The organism is Streptomyces sp. BoleA5 (genome assembly GCF_000373665.1).
GTDB lineage: Bacteria > Actinomycetota > Actinomycetes > Streptomycetales > Streptomycetaceae > Actinacidiphila.
Map to the genome: position 1 here is coordinate 119,429 of NZ_KB892095.1, position 19,354 is coordinate 138,782.

Annotated in this window: 15 protein-coding genes and 2 pseudogenes; 10 read left to right on the plus strand and 7 right to left on the minus strand. The window is 72.3% G+C overall.

Annotation, left to right across the window (positions count from 1 at the left end; translation table 11 throughout):
• Window positions 1-5 precede the first annotated feature (5 nt).
• Window positions 6-644 (plus strand): FMN-binding negative transcriptional regulator, encoded by a 639-nt coding sequence (locus tag B085_RS0111115; RefSeq protein WP_018558647.1) that lies wholly within the window; start codon window positions 6-8, stop codon window positions 642-644.
• Here the strand turns inward: B085_RS0111115 and B085_RS0111120 are convergent.
• From B085_RS0111120 to B085_RS0111145, 6 genes are all read right to left on the minus strand, one after another.
• Complete coding sequence (locus B085_RS0111120; RefSeq protein WP_018558648.1) at window positions 641-2,161, minus strand: FG-GAP repeat protein; 1,521 nt, start codon at window positions 2,159-2,161, stop codon at window positions 641-643. The genes B085_RS0111115 and B085_RS0111120 overlap by 4 nt on opposite strands.
• A gap of 217 nt (window positions 2,162-2,378) precedes the next feature.
• Window positions 2,379-3,371 carry an EamA family transporter gene (locus tag B085_RS0111125; RefSeq protein WP_018558649.1) on the minus strand — a complete coding sequence of 331 codons (993 nt, stop codon included), beginning with the start codon at window positions 3,369-3,371 and terminating at the stop codon, window positions 2,379-2,381.
• A gap of 12 nt (window positions 3,372-3,383) precedes the next feature.
• A complete protein-coding gene (locus B085_RS48105) occupies window positions 3,384-3,737 on the minus strand; it encodes a hypothetical protein (RefSeq protein ID WP_018558650.1) in 354 nt (117 codons plus the stop codon).
• 13 nt (window positions 3,738-3,750) lie between these two features.
• Window positions 3,751-4,446, minus strand: a complete 696-nt coding sequence (locus tag B085_RS0111135; protein WP_018558651.1) for a pyridoxine/pyridoxamine 5'-phosphate oxidase — start codon at window positions 4,444-4,446, stop codon at window positions 3,751-3,753.
• Between the two features lie 73 nt (window positions 4,447-4,519).
• Entirely contained in the window at window positions 4,520-5,947 is a 1,428-nt protein-coding gene (locus tag B085_RS0111140; protein WP_026250921.1) for a chitinase, read from the minus strand.
• A 327-nt stretch (window positions 5,948-6,274) separates the two neighbouring features.
• Window positions 6,275-8,506: an RICIN domain-containing protein gene (locus tag B085_RS0111145; protein WP_018558652.1), complete on the minus strand. Its 2,232-nt coding sequence runs from the start codon at window positions 8,504-8,506 to the stop codon at window positions 6,275-6,277.
• 612 nt (window positions 8,507-9,118) lie between these two features.
• Here B085_RS0111145 and B085_RS0111150 point away from each other — a divergent pair.
• From B085_RS0111150 to B085_RS0111160, 3 genes and pseudogenes are all read left to right on the plus strand, one after another.
• Window positions 9,119-10,414 (plus strand): ThuA domain-containing protein, encoded by a 1,296-nt coding sequence (locus B085_RS0111150; RefSeq protein ID WP_018558653.1) that lies wholly within the window; start codon window positions 9,119-9,121, stop codon window positions 10,412-10,414.
• A 186-nt stretch (window positions 10,415-10,600) separates the two neighbouring features.
• Window positions 10,601-10,904 (plus strand): annotated as a pseudogene (locus B085_RS42050) (SRPBCC family protein); the annotation flags it as partial.
• Between the two features lie 327 nt (window positions 10,905-11,231).
• Complete coding sequence (locus tag B085_RS0111160) at window positions 11,232-11,855, plus strand: PASTA domain-containing protein (protein ID WP_018558655.1); 624 nt, start codon at window positions 11,232-11,234, stop codon at window positions 11,853-11,855.
• 149 nt (window positions 11,856-12,004) lie between these two features.
• Here B085_RS0111160 and B085_RS42055 read toward each other — a convergent pair whose 3' ends face one another.
• Window positions 12,005-12,616 carry a PadR family transcriptional regulator gene (locus B085_RS42055; RefSeq protein ID WP_026250922.1) on the minus strand — a complete coding sequence of 204 codons (612 nt, stop codon included), beginning with the start codon at window positions 12,614-12,616 and terminating at the stop codon, window positions 12,005-12,007.
• Between the two features lie 257 nt (window positions 12,617-12,873).
• On the opposite strand from B085_RS42055, the gene B085_RS0111170 reads away from it, so the two are divergent.
• The 6 genes and pseudogenes from B085_RS0111170 (at window position 12,874) to B085_RS0111195 (ending at window position 19,307) form a co-directional block, all read left to right on the plus strand.
• A complete protein-coding gene (locus B085_RS0111170; RefSeq protein WP_018558657.1) occupies window positions 12,874-13,494 on the plus strand; it encodes an L-threonylcarbamoyladenylate synthase in 621 nt (206 codons plus the stop codon).
• Window positions 13,495-13,566: 72 nt separating this feature from the next.
• Window positions 13,567-13,713: pseudogene (locus tag B085_RS48535) on the plus strand (DUF2199 domain-containing protein); the annotation flags it as partial.
• Between the two features lie 93 nt (window positions 13,714-13,806).
• Window positions 13,807-14,394 (plus strand): hypothetical protein, encoded by a 588-nt coding sequence (locus B085_RS42060; protein ID WP_018558659.1) that lies wholly within the window; start codon window positions 13,807-13,809, stop codon window positions 14,392-14,394.
• Between the two features lie 218 nt (window positions 14,395-14,612).
• A complete protein-coding gene (gene rox / locus B085_RS0111185; protein WP_018558660.1) occupies window positions 14,613-16,037 on the plus strand; it encodes a rifampin monooxygenase in 1,425 nt (474 codons plus the stop codon).
• 259 nt (window positions 16,038-16,296) lie between these two features.
• Window positions 16,297-18,894 carry a Pls/PosA family non-ribosomal peptide synthetase gene (locus B085_RS42065; RefSeq protein ID WP_018558661.1) on the plus strand — a complete coding sequence of 866 codons (2,598 nt, stop codon included), beginning with the start codon at window positions 16,297-16,299 and terminating at the stop codon, window positions 18,892-18,894.
• A 173-nt stretch (window positions 18,895-19,067) separates the two neighbouring features.
• Entirely contained in the window at window positions 19,068-19,307 is a 240-nt protein-coding gene (locus B085_RS0111195; RefSeq protein ID WP_018558662.1) for a twin-arginine translocase TatA/TatE family subunit, read from the plus strand.
• The last annotated feature ends 47 nt before the right edge of the window (window positions 19,308-19,354 follow it).

Here is a 19,354-nt window from a genome sequence, read left to right on the forward strand (position 1 = left end):
CGCGCATGCTCGTCCACCCCTGGGACGCCCCCGTCGACGAGGCCGAGTGGCAGGACTGGCTGGCCGAGCACGACTTCGGCCAGCTCGCCGTCAACGGACTCGGCGGCGAACCCCCGTTGGTCCAGCCGGTGCACTTCGCCTATGACGCCGCACGGCGTGAGGCGGTCACCCACCTCGCCCGGCCCAACCCGCTCTGGAACGCGATCGAGGCCCACCCCCGGGTGACGCTCAGCGTCGCCGGCGACCACGCCTTCATCCCCGGCGCCTGGCACGCCCCCGAGGGCACCCCGCCCGAGCACGGCACGCCCACCAGCTACTACGCCGTCGTGCAACTGCTCTGCGTGGCCCACCTCGTGGACGACCCGCAGGAGAAGGCGGACCTCCTGCACCGGCAGCTCGCCCACTTCCAGCCGCGCGGCGACCACGCCCCCGTCGTCCCCGGCCAGGCGCCGTTCGGCCGGATGCTGCCCGGCATCCGCGGGCTGCGGCTGGAGGTCGCCGACGTCCGCGCCAAGTTCAAGTTCGGCGGGAACCGGCCGCTCGAGACGCAGCGGCGGGTGACCGGCCTGCTGGCCGAACGGGGAGGTCCGGGCGACGACGCCGCCCGGACCCAGCAGTTGCGCCGCCTCGGACAGCCGGGCTAGTCGTCCATCGCCGCGCCGTACCGGGCGTTCTGGTAGGGCGCGCCGAGCGAGCCGCCGCCGTACGTCCAGCTCCCCGGCAGCTTGAGGCCACCGGAGCCGGCCGAGAACACCCACACCACACCGTCGTTGGTGTTCTCCCCCGGTGCCGCGGCGAGCAGACCGTAGTAGCCGTCGCGGTTGGGGTCGGTGAAGGAGACCTGGGCGCCGAACTTGTCGGCCTTCTCGGCGGTGCCCGGGACGCCGGCGGTGTTCTGGTTGACGTCCAGGACACCGGCGGCGGTCAGACCCCGCGCCGAACCGCGCAGCACCCACACGGCCCCCGCGTCGGCGACGCTGCCGATGTCCTCTCCGGGGGAGCCGATCGCCACGTCGGCGTACCCGTCGCGGTTGACGTCGCCGACGGAGAGGTCGGCGCCGAAGCCGTCGCCGCGCTCGGCGACGCCCGGCACACCGGGGTTGTCCTGCGTCCACCAGTACGGCGGGGTGCCCGGTCCCTCCTGGCCCACCAGCCCGTCCCGGCTGCCGTGGTAGACGCCCACCAGGCCACCGTTCACGAACTCGCCGCCGTCGTCGGGGCTCTGCGGCTCGCCGGTGACGAGGTCGTCGAAACCGTCGCCGTTGATGTCGCCGGAGGCGACGACGGGTCCACCGCGCAGGGCGGTGACGGGCAGCGGATCGATGTCGTCGCTCAGGATGACGTACGACCAGCCGTGGCCCGGCTCGTTCCCCAGGCTGACACCGGAGACGACGAGGTCGGCCAGGCCGTTGTCGTCGTAGTCCCCGGTGGTCAGCGACGTGGGCGCGATGCCGGGCCCCTCCGCCTGCCGGGCGAGCGGCGTGCGCCGCCGGTCCTTGAAGGGCGTGAAGGTCCCCGCGTCCCCGCCCTTGCGGGCGGCGGCCTGCGGCACGGACTCGTACTGGAAGATCGACAGCCCCACCTTGTCGATCACGGCGAGCAGGTCACCCGGGACGTAGGTGGTGAAGTGCCCGGCGGCCAGGGCGCTGCCGAACCGGTCGCCCTTCATGGCGCTGACGGACTGCAGCCAGTCGCTCGCGGTGCCGGACAGCCCCTTCGCCGAGCCCCACAGGACCACGACGCCCCCCGCGTCGGCGCCGACGCCGCCCAGGTCCTCGCCGGGGACGCCGACGACGGCGTCGTCGTACCCGTCCCCGTCGAGGTCCCCGCTGGCCACGGCCTGGCCGAAGGCGTCGCCGGTCTCGGCGGCGCCGGGCACGCCGGAGGTGTTCTGGCTGAAGACACCGGCGCTGGTGGTGACCCCCTTGGGGCCGCCGTACTGCACGGTGACGGCACCGGCGCCGGAACGGCCGCCGACCGTGGCGCCGGGCGCGCCGGTCAGCACGTCCTCGTACCCGTCGCCGTTGAAGTCCCGGTTGCGATCGCTCGCGTGGGTGCCGCCGGGGGTCCCGGCGACGGAGGCGGGCGCGGAGGCGATGGCCGCGCCCGTGATGAGGAGAAATGACGCCGCGGTGACCGCAGCCGAGCGGTTCTTGCGCATGAGCGGCTCCTTCGCTCAAAAACGACCGGGCGGTGCGGGGGTATCCGGAAAGAGCCCGTTTCCTTCTCCGGCACCGTCTTTGACACGCCGTGAGAGGAAAGGGTTGTAGGGGGACGCGAGACAGTCGTCGGTCGGGCGTGGTGACGCCGGTGGGCGGGCGACGCCGGCGCTGTGCGCCCGCAGGGCGCGAGACGGCGGGACAGCCGAACTGCCGGCGCTACTGCCCCACGCCGGACACCGGCCTGGCAGGCGCGGCGGTGCCGGTGCCGACGGGGCTGCCCGAGGCCACGACCGTCGTCGGGCCCCGCTTCTTGGCGGTCTGGGCGACGAACGCGCCCGCCAGTACGAGCGTGCCGCCGATGATCTGCGGCGTGCCGAGGTGTTCGCCGAGCAGCACCCATGCGAAGACGGTGCCGACCACCGCTTCCAGGCACGCGACGACGCCGGCCACCTGCGGTGACAGCCGGCGTACGGCGACCACGCCGGTCAGGTACGCGAGCACGGTGGCCACCAGCACGACCCAGCCGACGAGCAGGACCGCGGGCACGTCCGTCTCGCCGAGCGCCGCCTGCCGCGTGAGCACCGACCAGTCCATCGACCAGGGGCGGGAGACCGCGGTCAGCACGACGGCGCCGATGGCCAGGCCGTACGCGATGACGGCGACCGGGTCCGGGGCGTCGTCGCCGTCGCTGCCGTGGTCGGCCAGCACGAAGTAGCTGACCTGGCAGCAGGCGGCGCCGAAGGCGAGCGCCAGGCCCAGCGGGTCGAAGGCGAGCCCGGACCACACCTCGACCACCGCGGCCATGCCGCCGACGGCGAGCACGACACCGATCGCGGCGGCCTTGCTGACCGCCTTGCGCTGGACGAAGCGCACCCAGCCGAGCAGCAGCGCCGGGCCGAGGAACTCCACGAGGATCGCGACGCCGACCGGGACGCGGGATATCGCCGCGAAGTAGAGCGTCTGGACACCGGCGACACCGAGCAGCCCGAAGCCGAGCAGCAGGCCGGGGCGGCGCAGCAGGAGCGCCCGGTGCCGCAGCACCACGGGGAGCATGATGAGCGTGGCGCCGGTCACGCGCAGCCACACCACATGCAGCGGGTCGAGCCCCGCCTCGATCAGCGGCTTGGCCGCCACCCCCGAACCGCCGAACGCGAACGCGGAAACCAGCGCGAGCCAGAGCCCGGCGTTCCTCCCCTGAGACACATGCATCGGGCCATGATGTCAGCTCGCGACAGGACCGTCATCCCGGTAGCGGCTGTCGTTCTCGCCGCGCGGCAGGGGTGGCCGCACGGCCGGGACCTGCGGTTCGACCCCCGCCGACCTCAGCACCTGCGCCGCCCGGCTCCCCTGGTCGGCGACGAGCGCGGCCAGCAGGTCCGTGCCGCCGGCCCGCGGCGCGCCCCGTTCCGCGGCGTGGCCGGCGGCCGCGCGCAGGGCCGCGGCTGCGTCCGGGCTCCAGCCGGGCGCTTCGACGGCGGTGAGCACGGTCCCCGCGCCGGCGTCCTCCACCGCGCCCCGCCCGGGCAGGACGCCGCCCGCGTGCGCGCCGCCGCCACTCCCGCGGGCGTGCGGCACCTGCGGTGAGGCCTCAGGGCCAGAGCAGCGTGCGCGTCCAGCCCCCGGGGACGGCGGGGTCGCGGGTGTAGCGCAGGCGGACGTGGCCCTGGTCGGGGGCGGCCTGCCAGAACTCGGCCTCCTCGGCGGCGAGGCGGTAGACGGTGTGGCCCTCGGGGACGTCGTCGGGGTGGGCGGCGACGTGCCCGGCGGCCCGGCGGCGCGCCTCCTCGTACGCCGCACGGTCCTCCAGCGGGGCACTCGTCACGCCCGTGAAGCCGGCCACCCGGGAGGCTTCACGGCGGCCGAGGAAGTCGCGGCGGGTGGCGTCGCGGCCCAGGGTCTCCACCGGTCCGGTCACCCGGATCTGCCGGCCGTGCCGCGGCCAGTACCAGGTGAGGGCTGCCCAGGGGCGCTCCGCCAGGTCGCGGCCCTTGCGGCTGGCCGCGTCCGAGGCGAAGGCGAAGGCGGGGCGGTCGAGGTCGACGCCGCGCAGCATGAGCATCCGCGCGGAGGGCCGGCCGCCGGCGTCCGCAGTGCTGAGGGTCATCACGTGCGGCTCCGGGACGCCGTCGTCCAGCGCGTACGCGAGCCAGCGGGCGAACAGCGGCCCCGGTTCCGGACCCGCGCCGTCGGGGTCGAAGGAGGGAAGGGGCCCGGCGAGGACGGGCGCGGAGCGCATGCGCTCCCGGAGGGCGTCGGCGGTCACGGGGGCCTGGTCGTCGGTCACGCAACGATCCTGGCATGCGGCCGCCCGGCGCACCGCGGTTCCGCGGTGCGCCGGGCGGCGGCGGTGGGACCCGTCAGGCCGGAAGGTGGAACTGCTGGTTGGTGCCGCCGGCGCAGGTCCAGATCTGCAGCCGCGCGCCGTTGGCGGTGGACTTGTCGGTGACGTCCAGGCACTTGCCGGAGGCGGGGTTCACCAGGGTGTCCCCGCTGCCGGGCTGCCAGGCCTGGGCGCCGGTGCCGTTGCAGTCGTACAGCTGGACCTTGGTGCCGTTGGCGGTGCCGGCGGCGGTGAGGTCCATGCACTTGCCGAGGGCGCGCACGGTGCCGTCGGTGCCGACCGTCCACTGCTGCGCGGTGGTGCCGTTGCAGTCGTACATCTGGACGGCGGTGCCGTTGGCGCTGCTCGCGGCGGCGACGTCGACGCACTTGCCGCCGAGGCCGGTGATCTGGCCGGTGGAGCCGGTGGGCGGCGGGGTGGTGCCCCCGCCGGTCACGGTGTTGAAGACGGAGGAGAACTGCCAGGCGCTCTGCGGGGTGCCGCTGCAGCTGTCGGAGAGCTGCCCGTTGGTGGCGCACGCCTTGTCGCGGCCGAGCGCCCAGAAGGCGAGTTCCTGGATGCCCTTGGACTTGGCGAATCCGGCGAGCGTGGAGGCGTTGCCGGTGGTGAAGATCTCGCTGGTGTCGTCGTTGACCCCGATCATCGGGGTGTTGCCCTCCATCGCCCACAGCTGGGCGTCGGACTTCTCCGGCCAGATGGCGCCGAGCTGGCCGCGCAGGGCGGTGGCGGCGTCGGTGGCCGCCTTGCCCATGTCGCGGGTCCCGTCGTAGTAGTCCATCGTCATGATGTTGACGAGGTTGACGTTCAGCCCGTTGCTCTTGGCGTTGGAGAGCAGCTTCGTGCCGTTGTCGTCCAGTCCGCTGGGCATGGCCGGCAGGGTGTACTGGACGTCGAGCTTGCGCCCGGCCGCCGCGTACTCCTGCTGGAGCTGGGCGAGCGCCTTGTTGCGGCGGTCGTTGGCGGCGGTGTCGGCGATCGCGCTGCCTTCGACGTCGAGGTCGACGCGGGTGAGGTTGAGGGCGTCGACGACCTTCTTGTACTGGGCCTTGAGCGTGGACACGCTCGTACAGGACAGGCCGATCTCGGTGCCGGAGGCGCCGCCGAAGGAGACGATGACGTCGCCGCCGGCGGCCCGCACGGAGTTGACCGCGGAGGTCCAGCCGGCGTCGGTCACAGGCGTGTCGCCGTTGAACATGGCGTTGCAGCCGCCGCCGTCGATGACGAAGGCGAGCGTGAAGTACTTCAGGCCCGTCGCGTTGCGCACGTTGGTCATCGCCGAGGGCGAGTTCCAGGTCTCGACGTAGGGCGCGGCGTAGTGGGCGGGGAAGCCCGGGCCGGGGTTGGCGGCGGCGCTCGCGGAGCCGCCGGTGGCGACGACGGCGGTGGCGGCCATGGCGAGGACGGCGGGGGCCGCGGTGAGGGCTCTGACGGCGGATTTCAGCACGGGACGGCTCCTTCGTGTGCGCACCCGGGGTGCGCGTCGTGGGGGGCAAGCCGTTGAGGGGGTGGTACCGAGGTGAGCGGGGGGGGTGGCACCAGGGGTGGGGGGATCGAGGCAGCCGTTCATGTAGGTGAAAATCGCCTCACTACATGAACAGCTGATGGCCGCAGACGCTATGGACCAGACCAGCCCCGCGTCAAGACCCCGGCGTCATCGGTGCGTTGGGCGCCGCGACGACCGCCGGCGGGCCTGCGGGCATGCCTGGTGGCGGGGTCGCCGCCGCCCACCGTGCGGACGGCGGCGGCCCCGCCTGGTGTCGTCCGGCCGGGGTCAGGGACCGGAGACGAGGTTGGCCACGTTGTTCGCGGAGTTGGACGGGCCTCCGCTGTTGTTGATGACGTGGCTGATCGTGCCCGTTCCGCCGAGCGAGACCGTCACCATGTTGTGGAAGCGGACCCCCGACACCGCGGGCACCTCGAAGGCCCGGTCGGCGACGACGGACGGGTTGACGTTGAAGTAGCAGTAGCTGCCCAGGCCCCAGGCCTCGTGACCGGTCACCGACGGGCTGACCTTGTAGGCGTCGTAGCCGCGCGTGGAGCCGTTCATCCAGGCGGACTGGTTGGGCGGGTCGTACGGCATCTCGTTCTGGAAGAAGTACGTACGGCCGCCGTTGCCGTTCCAGATCACCTGGTGCTGCTGGTAGTGCTCCACGAACAGCCCGTACATCGTCACGTTCGTGCCGTTGACGATCAGGCCGTTGGCGGCGGTGTTGCTGTTCCAGCCCACCCCGCTGCCGTGGTCGGCCCGCCACAGCCACATGTGGTCGCCGATGACGTCCGAGCTGTTGACCACCAGGCTCTGGGAGGCCTTGCCGACGCCCGCGCCGCCGATGCGGAAGAAGACGTCGTGCAGCGAGGTCGGGTCCGCGGTGTGCCGCGCGGACGATCCGGCGGGGCCGACCTGCATCAGCGTCTGCGAGTTGGCGGTGCCCGCGTCGATGAGCAGTCCGGCGATCTTCACGCCGTCGACGTCCGCGACGTTCACCGCGGTGATGCCGTTGTCCGGGATCACGGTCGCGAGACCCAGACCGAGCACGACGGTGCCGGCGCGGTTGACGTTCAGCGTCTGGTTGAGGTGATAGACGCCGGGCGTGAACAGCAGGTTCTTCCCCTGGGCGAGCGCGCCGTTGATGTCGGTGGCGGTCGCTCCGGGCTTGACGATGAAGAACTGGTCGATCGGCAGCGAGCTGCCCGCCGGGTTGCCGCCCGCCCAGGTCGTGCCCTGGGTGTTGGTGCGCAGCGACGGTACGAAGACCTTGTAGGCGCCGGCCGAGTCCACGTACAGGAACGGCTTCTCACGGGTCACCGGGGACTGCGCGACGGTGGTGTAGGGCGGGTTCGGGAAGCTGTTCGAGGGCGCGTTGACGTCACCGACGAAGACCATGTTCCAGTTCGAGCCCGTCCAGCTGCCCCACTGGCTGTTCCGCGACAGCCACTGCTGCTGCGAGCCGGAGCGCACCTGGCCGTCGATCTTGGAGTCGGCGATCAGGCCGCCGCTGGACCAGCCGCCGTCGTCCAGCTGCAGGTTGCCGCGGACGTGCATCCGGCGGTACGGGGCCGCCTGCGAGACCGCCCAGCGGTCGGTACCGCCGGAGGGGTTGACGGAGAGGTTCTCCGCCGAGCGCCAGAAGTTCTGGGTGGCGTTGCCCTGGAACCAGTCGGCCTCGGCGTGCACCGCGCCGTTGATCGTCACGTCGTCCGGCGACAGGCCCAGGCCCGCGACCTGCGTGTAGAAGCCGACGTTGGCGTCGACGTCGTAGCTGCCGGGCTTGAAGAGCAGGGCGTACCGCTGGGCACCGAACTGGTTGGACTCCTGCTGCCCGAAGACCTGGTTGAGCCGGCCCTGGATCGCGGCCGAGGACATCGACGGGTCGAAGACCGAGACGTTCGGGCCGAAGTCGGGGGTGCCCGGCGGGTTCTGCGGGGAGTCGGTGGAGCCCAGGCTGAAGGACTGCGCGCTCGTGCCGTTGCAGGTGTACTGCTGGATGCGGGCGCCGTCGGCGGCCGACGCGGCGGGCACGTCGAGGCACTTGCCGCTGTTGCGGTTCACGAAGTGGTAGGTCCCGCCGGCCTCCTCGACCGGCAGCCACTGCTGGTTGGCGCCGTTCGAGTACGACCAGAGCTGGACCGGTGCGGCGTCCGCCACGGAGACGTCGGTGACGTCCCAGGCCTTGCTCGCGTCGTTGCGGTTGTTGACGCGGACGTAGCCGTCGCTGGTGGGCTGGAACTGCCACTGCTGCGCGGTGGTGCCGTTGCACGCGTACTGCTGGACCGCGGTGCCGTCGGCGGTGCCCGCGGCGGCGGCGTCGACGCACTTGCCGCTGTGCTTGGCGGCGACGGTCACCCAGCCGGTGGGGAGGCTCGCGGCCTGGGCCTGCGGGGCGGTCAGCACGACGGCGGACAGCCCCGAGGCCAGGAGTGCGCCGAGCGCGAGCGGTACGACGCGGCGCCGGACCCGGCCGCGTCCGGTGGCGCCGCGGGGCGGCGCTCCGAGGGTTCTCATGGATGACTCCTGTTGCCGCGCGGGGCGCGGCGCCGTGGGGGGTGGGAGCGGGCATGCCGAAGCGTGCGGCGGCGTGACCGGGCATGGTGGAGGTGGGGGGTGGGGGTCGCCGGGCGCACGCGCCCGGCCGTGCGACAGCGGCTCAAAGGCCGGAACGACCTTTCTTCACGGCGTGAAGTTAGGCTTCTGCAGCGGACACGTCAAGAGGTCGCGCTACGGATTCCGAAGGCCGCCGGATGCGTGGCAGGGCCTGAGCTCATCGGCGGGCAGGGGCATCCGCGCAGTTGGCGACCGGTACGGAACCCCATGGCCGGCAGTTCCGCCGGATCCGGGCCGGACAACACTTGAACGCGCCCCCTCCGCCGGACCGCCGTGCCCGGTCCGCACCCCCGGACCCCTCGTCCGGAACCGCCGATCAACGGAGGCCACCTGCGCGGACATTACTGGTCTGTACCAAAGTCTTGACTGCACCCTTCCTTCACTCCTTAAATCACGAGTTGAAGAAGGCCTCCCCACCGCCTCCCCCCACCACCTCTCCCCACGTCTCCCCCCTCTCCGCTCCCCCACCGGCGCCCCCCACACGCGCCCGCCGACCGGGAAGGACCTCCCCCCATGACCCGTGCCACGACCGCCGCCAGGCGCGTCGCCGCCCGCCTGTTACTGCTGCTCGCCGTCCTCGTCGGAGCCGTCGCCGCTCCCGCCACGGCCGCCCCCGCCGCCACCCCCTTCAAGGTGCTGGCGTTCTACAACGGCACCTGGGACGCGGCCCACATCGACTTCGTCAAGGAAGCCAACCAGTGGTTCCCGCAGGCCGGGGCCGCCAACGGCTTCACGTACACCTCGACGACCAACTGGAACCTGCTGACCGACGCGAGCGCGCTCAGGCAGTACCAGGTCGTCCTGTTCCTGGACGACGCCCCGACAAGCGCCGCCCAGCGCGCCGGCTTCGAGGCGTACATGCGCGGTGGCGGCGGCTGGATGGGCTTCCACGTCTCGGCCTGGACGGACAACGCGCAGAGCTGGCCCTGGTACTACAACCAGTTCCTCGGCAGCGGGAACTTCCGCTCCAACACCTGGGGCCCCACGACCGCCACCCTGCGCGTCGAGGACCGCACCCACCCCTCCACCTCGCACCTGCCGGCGACGTTCACCTCGTCGGTGAGCGAGTGGTACGGCTGGAGCAACGACCTGCGCGCCAACCCGGACATCGACATCCTGGCGTCCGTCGACCCGGTCAGCTTCCCGCTGGGCACCGACCCCGGGCAGTCGTGGTACAGCGGCTACTACCCGATCCTGTGGACCAACACCAAGTACCGCATGCTGTACGCCAACTTCGGCCACAACGCGATGAACTACGACACGAACACCGGCCTGTCGTCGACCTTCGCCAGCACCACCCAGAACACCTTCCTCCTCGACGGACTCAAGTGGCTCGGCACCGGCTCCACGGGTGACCCCGACCCGACCGACCCGATATCCGAGACCTCCTGGTACTCCCTGGTCAACGCCGGCAGCGGCCGCTGCGTGGACGCCCGCGCCGCCGGCACGGCCAACGGCACCGCGATCCAGCAGTACACCTGCAACTCCACCACCGCGCAGGACTTCCGCGTGCTGTCCACCGACAGCGGCTACCGGCGCCTGGCCGCCCGCAACGACACCACGAAGGCCGTGGACGTCACGGACGTATCCACCGCCGACAACGCCGCACTCCAGCTCTGGACGTACGGCGGCGGCGGCAACCAGCAGTGGAAGGCCGTCGCCGAGTCCGGCGGCCGCTACCACTTCACCGCCCGCCACAGCGGCAAGTGCCTCACCGCCCCCACCGGCGACCCGAGCGGCACCCAGCTGGTCCAGCGCACCTGCGACGGCTCGGCCGCGCAGTCCTTCCAGCTCGTCGTCCGTCCCTGACCCGGGCGACGGGATCCCGGTGCCGCCCCGCCCCCACGACGGGCCGGGGCGGCACCTCCGCGTCCGGCACCGCGTACCCGTGCCCACCAGTCCTGACGGTACATCAGTAGTGAAACCTCCGGTCGCGGCGGTTACGTTCCGCTCACCCGCCGACGCGAGGGAGTGCACCGTATGGCCGAGGTCGACGGCGGTCCCGAGCCGCTGGAGGCGGGCGCGACGTACCGGGAGAACATGAAGCCGACGGACCCCGGCCGAGGTGAAATGGGAGGTCACGGCGCTGGACCCCGGCCGCGGGTTCGAGATCGCCGACAGGGGCCCGATGGCCGTGAACCTGCTCACCCGCCACAGCCTGACGCCGGACGGCGACCGGACCGACGTCCGCATCGACGGCTCCTTCAACGGCGCGGCCGTCGCCCTCATGGCGGGCAAGCTCAAGGACACCGCCACCGTGGCCCTCAAAGAGTCGCCGCGCAAGCTCGCCGGTCTCGTCGAGCAGCCCTGGACCGTACGGGACGACCCGGGCGCCGGGGGCCGCGGGTGGCGTGACCCTCGCGGCGCCCGTCGCTGACGCAGCACCGCGTCGGCACTCTCTCCCCCACCGTGAAGGGGTACGTCCCGCGCCCGGCCCCAGCGGAGTTCCCGCAGCGTCGATGCCGCCCGGCGTCATGGGCAGGCCCGCCGCCCCGCGTGCCGGGAGAGCGGTCCTGATCAGGCGTCACCCATAGGTGGATGACGGGGCATTGATCCGTTGTGCCCCGGTACGGTGGTGCTTGCCCCGGCCATGAGGGGCCGACGGACCGACAGGGGAGCCCCGCCCATGCAGATCGCCCGCGCCGCCGCCGCTCTAGCGCTCGCCGCCCTCGCCGCCGCCGCAACGGCCTGCGATCCCGCCGGCGCCAACACGACCGGCGACGGCACGACCGGCGACGGCCGGGCCCCCGCGAGCACTCCCGCCACGGCCGGACCGGCCGACCTGCCCTCGTTCGCCGGCATGGGCCTGCAGGCCGCCCAGGACAAGGCCCAGTCGCTCGGCTTCTACCGCCTGGACTCGCACGACGCGCTGGGCCGGGGCCGCGACCAGATCTGGGACCGCGACTGGAAGGTCTGCTTCCAGCGCCCGGCCCCGGGCAGCCGGACCACCACCGCCACCGTCGACTTCGGTGCCGTCAAGCGCGACGAGTCCTGTCCCGGCCAGGACGCCTCGGCGCCCGCCTCTGCGGGAGCGACGATGCCGGACCTCACCGGCACGTCACTGAAGGTGGCCCGCACGACGCTCACCCCCGCGACCGGCATCACAGTGCAGGACGCCTCGGGGCAGGACCGCTTCATCCTCGTGGAGAGCAACTGGAAGGTGTGCTCGCAGTCGCCCGCCGCCGGACGCGGGCTCACGGGACAGCCGGTCGCCTTCAAGGCCGTCAAGTTCGGTGAGGCCTGCCCGTAGGCCCCGGGTGTGCCGGCTTGATCGTTCGCCGTCCCGGCCTCCGGTTCGCGCGGTCGGATCACGCCTTGAACGACGTCTCGGCGGCGCCGCATCACGACGCCGGTGGTCCGGGACGCATGTGCGTCCCGGACCACCGGCGTACGAAGGGGTCAGTCCTCGTCGGCGAGGATCAGATAGAGCTTCTTGCGGGCCTCGTTGACCACCGTCAGCGCCTTGTCGCGCTGCTCGGGCGTACCGGTCGCCCAGACCTGCCGGAAGGCGTCGACCAGGCCGGCGCCCGCCTTGCGGATCTCGTTCATGGCCTCCCAGTCGATGCCGCGCCCGGCCTCCTCCCAGGGGGCGTCGGCGCCCGCCTCGGCCTCGCTGCGGCCGGCCTCGGTGAGCGTGAAGAGCTTCTTGCCGCCCTCCGACGCGCTGGTGATCAGGCCCTCGTCCTCGAGCAGTTGCAGTGTCGGGTAGACCGAGCCGGGACTCGGCTTCCACGCGCCGCCGCTGCGCTCGGCGATCTCCTGGATCATCTCGTAGCCGTGCATGGGCCGGTCGGCGAGCAGCGCCAGGATCGAGGCCCGCACATCGCCGCGCCTCGCCCGGCCCCGCGGCCCTCCCCTGCCGCCCCGCCCGCCGTGCCACGGCCCGGGCCCCCAGGGCCCGCCGCCGAACGGCGGTCCGAACGGGCCGAACGCCGCGCGCCGCCCCTCCTGCTCATGGTCGCCGCGGCCGTGATGGCCGGGTCCGAAGTGTCCGTTTCCATGGGAACGCATGATGACGCTCCTTCCATCGTCGTACGGTCGCGATACCTCAACGATATATCGGCAACTGTCGCAGAGCAAGGCCCCTCGACCTGCGGAGCCGTGTCCTGTCCCAGCGGAGATGCACCGGCCTCACCGAAGATTGACGACTGGGCTGTTCGTCTCATCGAGGTTTCACCTGACAGGTCTTGTCCGTGTCCGAAGCGGTGGTTGCGACGACGGGCGCGGCCCCGCGGGTACGGCACCCGGGTACGGCATAAGCTCGGCAGATGGCGAAGTACTTCGACGTGCACCCCGAGAACCCCCAGCCGCGCAGCATCTCCCAGGTCGCCGACGCGGTGCGGTCGGGAGGACTCATCGCGTATCCCACCGACTCCTGTTACGCGCTGGGCTGCCGGCTGGGCAGCAGGGACGGCATGGACCGGATCCGTTCGATCCGCCACCTCGACGACCGGCACCACTTCACGCTGATGTGCCGGGACTTCGCGCAGCTGGGCCAGTTCGTGCAGGTGGACAATGACGTGTTCCGGGCCGTGAAGGCGTCCACGCCCGGCAGCTACACCTTCATCCTCCCGGCCACCCGTGAGGTGCCGCGCAAGCTGCTGCACCCGAAGAAGAGGACCGTGGGTGTGCGCATCCCGGACCATGTGGTCACCCAGGCGCTGCTGGCCGAAATGGGCGAGCCGCTGCTGTCCAGCACACTGCTGCTGCCTGACGAGGAGGAGCCGATGACTCAGGGCTGGGAGATCAAGGATCGGCTCGATCACGTGGTGGATGCCGTGGTCGACTCCGGGGACTGCGGCACCGAGCCGACGACGGTGGTCGACTTCTCCGGCGGCGTGGCGGAGATCGTACGGCGGGGCGCGGGAGACACCTCGCGGTTCGAGTGAGGCCGCGAGGCCGGTCACGAAGGTAAGGATCTCGCCTGCAGCATGAGACGTGCATGCCGCGCCGACGGCACCAGGACCAACGCCCACACACGGCCGGTCGGCACGCGGCCCTTGATGGAACTGGAGCCCACCGACCATCCGCTCGCCGTCGAACAGCGCACCGGAATCACCCAGGACCGCGTCCGCGAGATCGCCATGGCCGTGCCGCATCCGTCCTGAGTGACCACAGCGCCGGCTTCCCGTACGGTCCCGCGCGCACCGAACAGCGGGGCGAGTGTCGCACGCACAGGCGGATCAGCCATACTGCCCGCCGTGGAACAGAGCAGAGGTCAGAAAATCCCGCTCGTACAGGCCGCCGGCACAGATCCGGCATACGTCCCCGGCATCCTCGTACCGGAACCGGATGACGACGACACGACCAAGGCCGCGGCCTCCGGGACCGGCAGCGCGTCCGACACCGCGGCGGACGTGACGACCGGCACCGTGCCGTCGCCCGCCACGGCCGCGGATGAGTCCGCCACCGTCACCGCCACCGATGATGACGACGACGCTGACGAAGTCGACGACGACGAAGCCACCGAAGACACCGGCGAGAAGCGGGAGTTCGAGGCGGCGGACCGCAGGGGGGCCATCCGGGCGGACCGGCGCGGCCTCACCTTCCGGCTGGACGACACCGAGGCCGAGTTCCTCTGGAAGGAGATCCGTGCGGTCGAGGTCGACGTCCCCACGTGGGGGCGCCGCTTCGGCGTCACGGTCTACCTGTCCGAGCGCCGCTGGTTCGAGGCGTGGGCCGACGCACCCAGCCGCCGGCAACTGCGGTCCTGGAGCGATGAGTTCGACGCGATCCTAGACGTCTACTTCGAAGCCGACACCGAGAAGCACGACGCCGTGGAGCAGTAGGCGCTGATCCCGGCCGTGAGTCGGGGCCGGCGCGGCCTCGGGAGGCCCGTCGGGCACGTGCGACGAAAGGCCGCCGAGGCGGAAGGCAACGCACATGGCAAGGAGCGCCCGCTCCTTGCCACTTTCAAGCTATAGCCCAGCGGGGGCCTTGCGGCAAGGCCCCCGCCGTGACGCAGAATCACCGCCCTGAGCCAAAACCTACGGGGTCGGGTGTGTTGATGATCGACGTCATCGTCGTCGGCGGCGGGCCGACCGGGCTGATGCTGGCCGGAGAACTGCGGCTGCAGGGTGTGCGGGTGCTCGTGCTGGAGAGGGAGGTCGAGCCGAGCGTCCAGACCCGCTCGCGCGGCCTGCACGTGCGCAGCATCGAGGTGCTGGACCAGCGCGGTCTGCTGGACCGGTTCCTCACGCTCGGCAGGAAGGTCACGTCCGGCGGGTTCTTCGCCGGCCTCGCCACGCGGTGGCCGGACCGGCTGGACACCGCCCACTCGTACGTCCTCGCCATCCGGCAGACCGACACCGAGCGCCTGCTGACCGAGCACGTCACCGGACTCGGCGTCGAGATCCGGCGCGGCTGCGAACTGACCGCGCTGGGTCAGGACGACGACGGGGTGACCGCCGGACTGGCCGACGGGACGTGCCTGCGCTCGCGCTACCTCGTCGGCTGCGACGGCGGTCGCAGCACCGTGCGCAGGCTGCTCGGGGTCGGCTTCCCCGGCGAGCCCTCCAGGGTCGAGACGCTGATGGGCGAGATGGAGGTGGCCGCGCCGCCGGAGACGGTTGCCGCCGTGGTGGCCGAGGTCCGCAGGACGCGGGAGCGGTTCGGCGTCATCCCCGAGCCCGACGGGCGGTACTGCCTCGTCGTGCCGGCCGAAGGGGTGGCCGAGGACCGGGCGGCGCCGACGCTGGAGGAGTTCAGGGAGCGGCTGCGGGCGGTCGCCGGCACCGACTTCGGCGTGCACTCGCCGCGCTGGCTCTCCCGCTTCGGCGATGCCACCCGGCAGGCCGAGCGGTATCGGGTGGGCCGGGTGCTGCTCGCCGGTGACGCGGCGCACATCCACCCGCCGACCGGCGGGCAGGGTCTCAACCTGGGCATCCAGGACGCGTTCAACCTGGGCTGGAAGCTCGCCGCCGCGGTGAACGGCTGGGCGCCTGAGGGGCTGCTGGACAGCTACCACGCCGAGCGTCACCCGGTGGCCGCCGACGTGCTGGACAACACCCGCGCGCAGATGCAGCTGCTGTCCGCCGAGCCGGGTCCGCGGGCGGTGCACCGGCTGCTGTCCGAACTGGCCGGCTTCGAGGAGGTGAACCGGCACCTGATCGAGAAGATCACCGGGATCGGGATCCGCTACGACTTCGGCGAGGGCCACGAACTGCTCGGCCGGCGGCTGCGTGACGTCGGGCTGACCCGGGGGCGGCTGTACGGGCTGATGCACGGCGGCCGCGGTCTGCTGCTCGACCGGGGCGGGACGCTGTCGCCGGCGGGCTGGGAGGACCGGGTCGACCGCGTCGTCGACGTCAGCGGGGAACTCGACGTCCCCGCCGTGCTGCTGCGCCCCGACGGCCACGTGGCCTGGGCCGGCGCGGACGGGTGCGAGCTGCAGGCCGCCCTCCTCCGCTGGTTCGGCGCCCCCGCGCGCTGAGCCGGTGCGGCTGCTCCCGGCACCACCTCACCAGGGGGTATCACGTGGCGCCGCCGAGGAGTTGCCGAAGGTGACCGGTCGGCCGACTGGCATCCGCGACGCCCGGGGCCGAGACTGCGAGTACGGCACACATATCTTCCGATCGCGGACAAATGACCCACCCACTGTTTCCGGATCGCGCGCCCGGACGTCGGCCGGGGCGATGCCGCCCCGGTGCCCGGCTCGATCGCACGCGGTCCGCACCCCTCATGGAGCCGCCATGGCGGACATCCCGGTCGACGTCCTGACACCCGGACCCGATCCCGATCCCGACCCCGACGCCGGTCCCGATGCCGGTCCCGATGCGGACCCCGGTCCGGGCCGCTGTCCCGGCCGGTCCGCGGCCACCGGCCGCGAACGGATCCTCGCCGAGGTCCTGGCCCCGGTCGTACAGGCCGAGCGGGTCCCGCTCGACAGCAACTTCTTCACGGACCTCGGCGCCGACTCGATGGTGATGGCGCGCTTCTGCGCCCGGCTCAGGAAGCGCCAGGACGTGCCTGCCGTCTCCATCAGGGACGTCTACCGCCATCCGACCGTCAGGAGCCTGGCGGCGGCCCTCGTCGACGCCCCGCCCCCGGCCGCCGTCCCGCCCGCCGCATCCCCGGCGCAGGCACCGTACGGACCGGACGCGCCGGGGAGCCCGACCGGCACACCGCGTTACGCGCTGTGCGCGACGCTGCAACTGCTGTTCTTCCTCGCGTACTCCTTCGCGACGGCCCTCGTCTTCGCGGGCGGCGTGGAGTGGATCTCGGGCGGCTCGGGGCTGCTCGGCACCTACCTGCGGGCGGTCGTGTTCGGTGCCGCCGTCTTCCTCGGGATGTGCGTGCTCCCGGTCCTGGGCAAGTGGGTGCTGGTCGGCCGGTGGCGACCACGGGAGATCCGCCTCTGGAGCCTGGCGTACGTCCGCTTCTGGTGCGCCAAGACGCTGATCCGGGCGAATCCGCTGGCACTGTTCACCGGGTCCCCGGTCTACTCCCTCTATCTGCGGGCGCTCGGCGCCAGGATCGGGCGGCGCGTCACGGTCCTCACCCGCCACGTACCGGTCTGCACCGATCTGCTCACCGTCGGCGACGGCACGGTGATCCGCAAGGACGCCTTCCTCAACTGCTACCGGGCGCAGTCCGGGGTGATCCGGACCGGGCCGGTCACCCTCGGCAGGGACGTTCTGGTCGGCGAGGCGACGGTGCTCGACATCGATACCTCCATGGGCGACGGCACCCAGCTCGGCCACTCCTCCTCGCTGCACGCCGGCCAGTCCGTGCCCGACGGGGAGCACTGGCACGGTTCGCCGGCGCAGCCGACCACGGTCGACTACCGCCGCGAGGCCGGCCCCGCCCGGTGCGGGGCCCTCCGCAGGGCCCTCTACGCCGTGACGCAGGTGCTGACGGCCCTGATCCTGTACGTGCCCCTGGCCGTCGGCGGCGTCGTCCTGCTGGTCTCCGCCGTCCCGCAGTTCGGCTCGCTGCTGCAGCCCGGGCCGACGGCGTTGACGAGCTGGGTGTTCTACGCCGACGCGCTGGCCGCGTCCGCGATGTTCTTCTTCGGCGTCGTCGTCCTGGGGGCCCTGCTCTCGGTGACGGTCCCGCGCGTGCTGAACCTCGTCGTCCGGCCGGACCGCGACTACCCCTTGTTCGGCTTCCGCTACGCTGCGCACCGGGCCGTGGGCTTCCTCACCAACCGGCGCTTCCACAAGGTCCTGTTCGGCGACAGCTCGGCGATCGTGCCGTTCCTGAGCCGGCTCGGGTACGACCTGGGCGAGGTCGAGCAGACCGGCTCCAACTTCGGTCTCACGGTGCGGCAGGACACGCCCTGCCTGACCAGCGTGGGCCGGGGGACGATGATCGCCGACGGGCTGTCGGTCATCAACACCGACTACACCGGTACGTCCTTCCGGACCTCCGAGGTGACGATCGGCCCCCGCAACTTCCTCGGCAACTACATCGCCTTCCCCGCCGGGGGCAGGACCGGCGACAACTGCCTCCTGGCCACCAAGGTGATGGTGCCGCTCGACGGGGAGGTCCGCGAGGGCGTGGGACTGCTCGGCTCGCCCAGCTTCGAGATCCCCCGGTCCGTCCTGCGGGACAGCAGGTTCGACCACCTCGTCGCGGACCGTGCGACCTTCCTGCGACGCCTGGCGGCCAAGAACCGGCACAACGCCGCCACGATGGCCCTGTACCTGGGGTCGCGGTGGCTGTTCTTCTTCTCGGTCGCCCTGGTCGTGTCGGCCGCCGCGGACCTCTACGACACCTTCGGGCCGGCGGTGATCGCGCTCGCCAACGTCGTCACCGTGCTGTTCGCCGTCGCCGGCATGGTGCTGACCGAACGCGCCACCGCCGGCCCGCACGGCCTCCGGCCGCTGTACTGCTCGATCTACGAACGCCCCTTCTGGCGGCACGAGCGCTACTGGAAGATCACCAACCCGACCGAGGCGATCGCGGTGTTCAACGGCACGCCCTTCAAGACCCTCGTCTGGCGGCTGCTCGGCGTGCGGATCGGCAGCCGGGTCTTCGACGACGGCTGCTACGTGCCGGAACGGTCCCTCGTCAGCATCGGCGACGAGTGCGTCCTCAACGAGGGCACCAGGATCCAGTGCCACTCGCAGGAGGACGGCACCTTCAAGTCGGACCGCACCACGCTGGGAACCCGCTGCACCGTCGGCGTCGGCGCCCTCGTCCACTACGGCGTGACGATGGGCGACGAGGCGGTCCTCGCCGCCGACTCCTTCCTGATGAAGGGCGAGGAGGTGCCCGAGCGGGCCCGCTGGGGCGGCAACCCGGCACGGGAGATGCGGGACGCCGTGGCCGCTGGGCCCGGCTGAAGCCGCGGCGCGGGGACTCCGGGCGCCGCACCTCGTCTTCCGCGGCGCCGCGGAAGACGAGGGAGCCCGGTCCGGGAGACGGCCCGGGCTCCGCCGAGACCTTCGGTGCTGTAGTTTCCACAGGGTCGTCACCACGGGCGCACCGGCGCCCTCCAGCCGGAGGAGACCTCCCGATGTTCGGCCTCAGCGAACTCGCCCTGCTGCTCGTCGTGGTCGTCGTCCTGATCGGCGTCAGGAAGCTCCCCGACCTCGTCCGCTCCGCCGGGAAGGCCACCCGCATCCTCAAGAGCGAGGCGGCGGCCATGAAGGCGGACGACGACCCGGCCGCCGAACGGCCCGCCCCGCAGGTCATCCGCGCGGCCCCCGGGGACGTCATCCGCAGGACCGACGAGGTGGGCGGCACCGGCCGCTGAGCCCTCCCCGGCCGCCCGGCCGAAGCACGGCCGAAGCCCGGACGGGA

Excerpts from the sequence above, each read along its gene's own strand:
- B085_RS0111115 (WP_018558647.1), top strand. The coding sequence starts at position 6 with ATGCTCGTCCACCCCTGGGACGCCCCCGTCGACGAGGCCGAGTGGCAG.
- B085_RS0111120 (WP_018558648.1), bottom strand. The coding sequence starts at position 2,161 with ATGCGCAAGAACCGCTCGGCTGCGGTCACCGCGGCGTCATTTCTCCTC.
- B085_RS0111125 (WP_018558649.1), bottom strand. The coding sequence starts at position 3,371 with ATGCATGTGTCTCAGGGGAGGAACGCCGGGCTCTGGCTCGCGCTGGTT.
- B085_RS0111145 (WP_018558652.1), bottom strand. The coding sequence starts at position 8,506 with ATGAGAACCCTCGGAGCGCCGCCCCGCGGCGCCACCGGACGCGGCCGG.
- B085_RS0111150 (WP_018558653.1), top strand. The coding sequence starts at position 9,119 with ATGACCCGTGCCACGACCGCCGCCAGGCGCGTCGCCGCCCGCCTGTTA.
- B085_RS0111160 (WP_018558655.1), top strand. The coding sequence starts at position 11,232 with ATGCAGATCGCCCGCGCCGCCGCCGCTCTAGCGCTCGCCGCCCTCGCC.
- B085_RS42055 (WP_026250922.1), bottom strand. The coding sequence starts at position 12,616 with ATGCGTTCCCATGGAAACGGACACTTCGGACCCGGCCATCACGGCCGC.
- B085_RS0111170 (WP_018558657.1), top strand. The coding sequence starts at position 12,874 with ATGGCGAAGTACTTCGACGTGCACCCCGAGAACCCCCAGCCGCGCAGC.
- rox (WP_018558660.1), top strand. The coding sequence starts at position 14,613 with ATGATCGACGTCATCGTCGTCGGCGGCGGGCCGACCGGGCTGATGCTG.
- B085_RS42065 (WP_018558661.1), top strand. The coding sequence starts at position 16,297 with ATGGCGGACATCCCGGTCGACGTCCTGACACCCGGACCCGATCCCGAT.
- B085_RS0111195 (WP_018558662.1), top strand. The coding sequence starts at position 19,068 with ATGTTCGGCCTCAGCGAACTCGCCCTGCTGCTCGTCGTGGTCGTCGTC.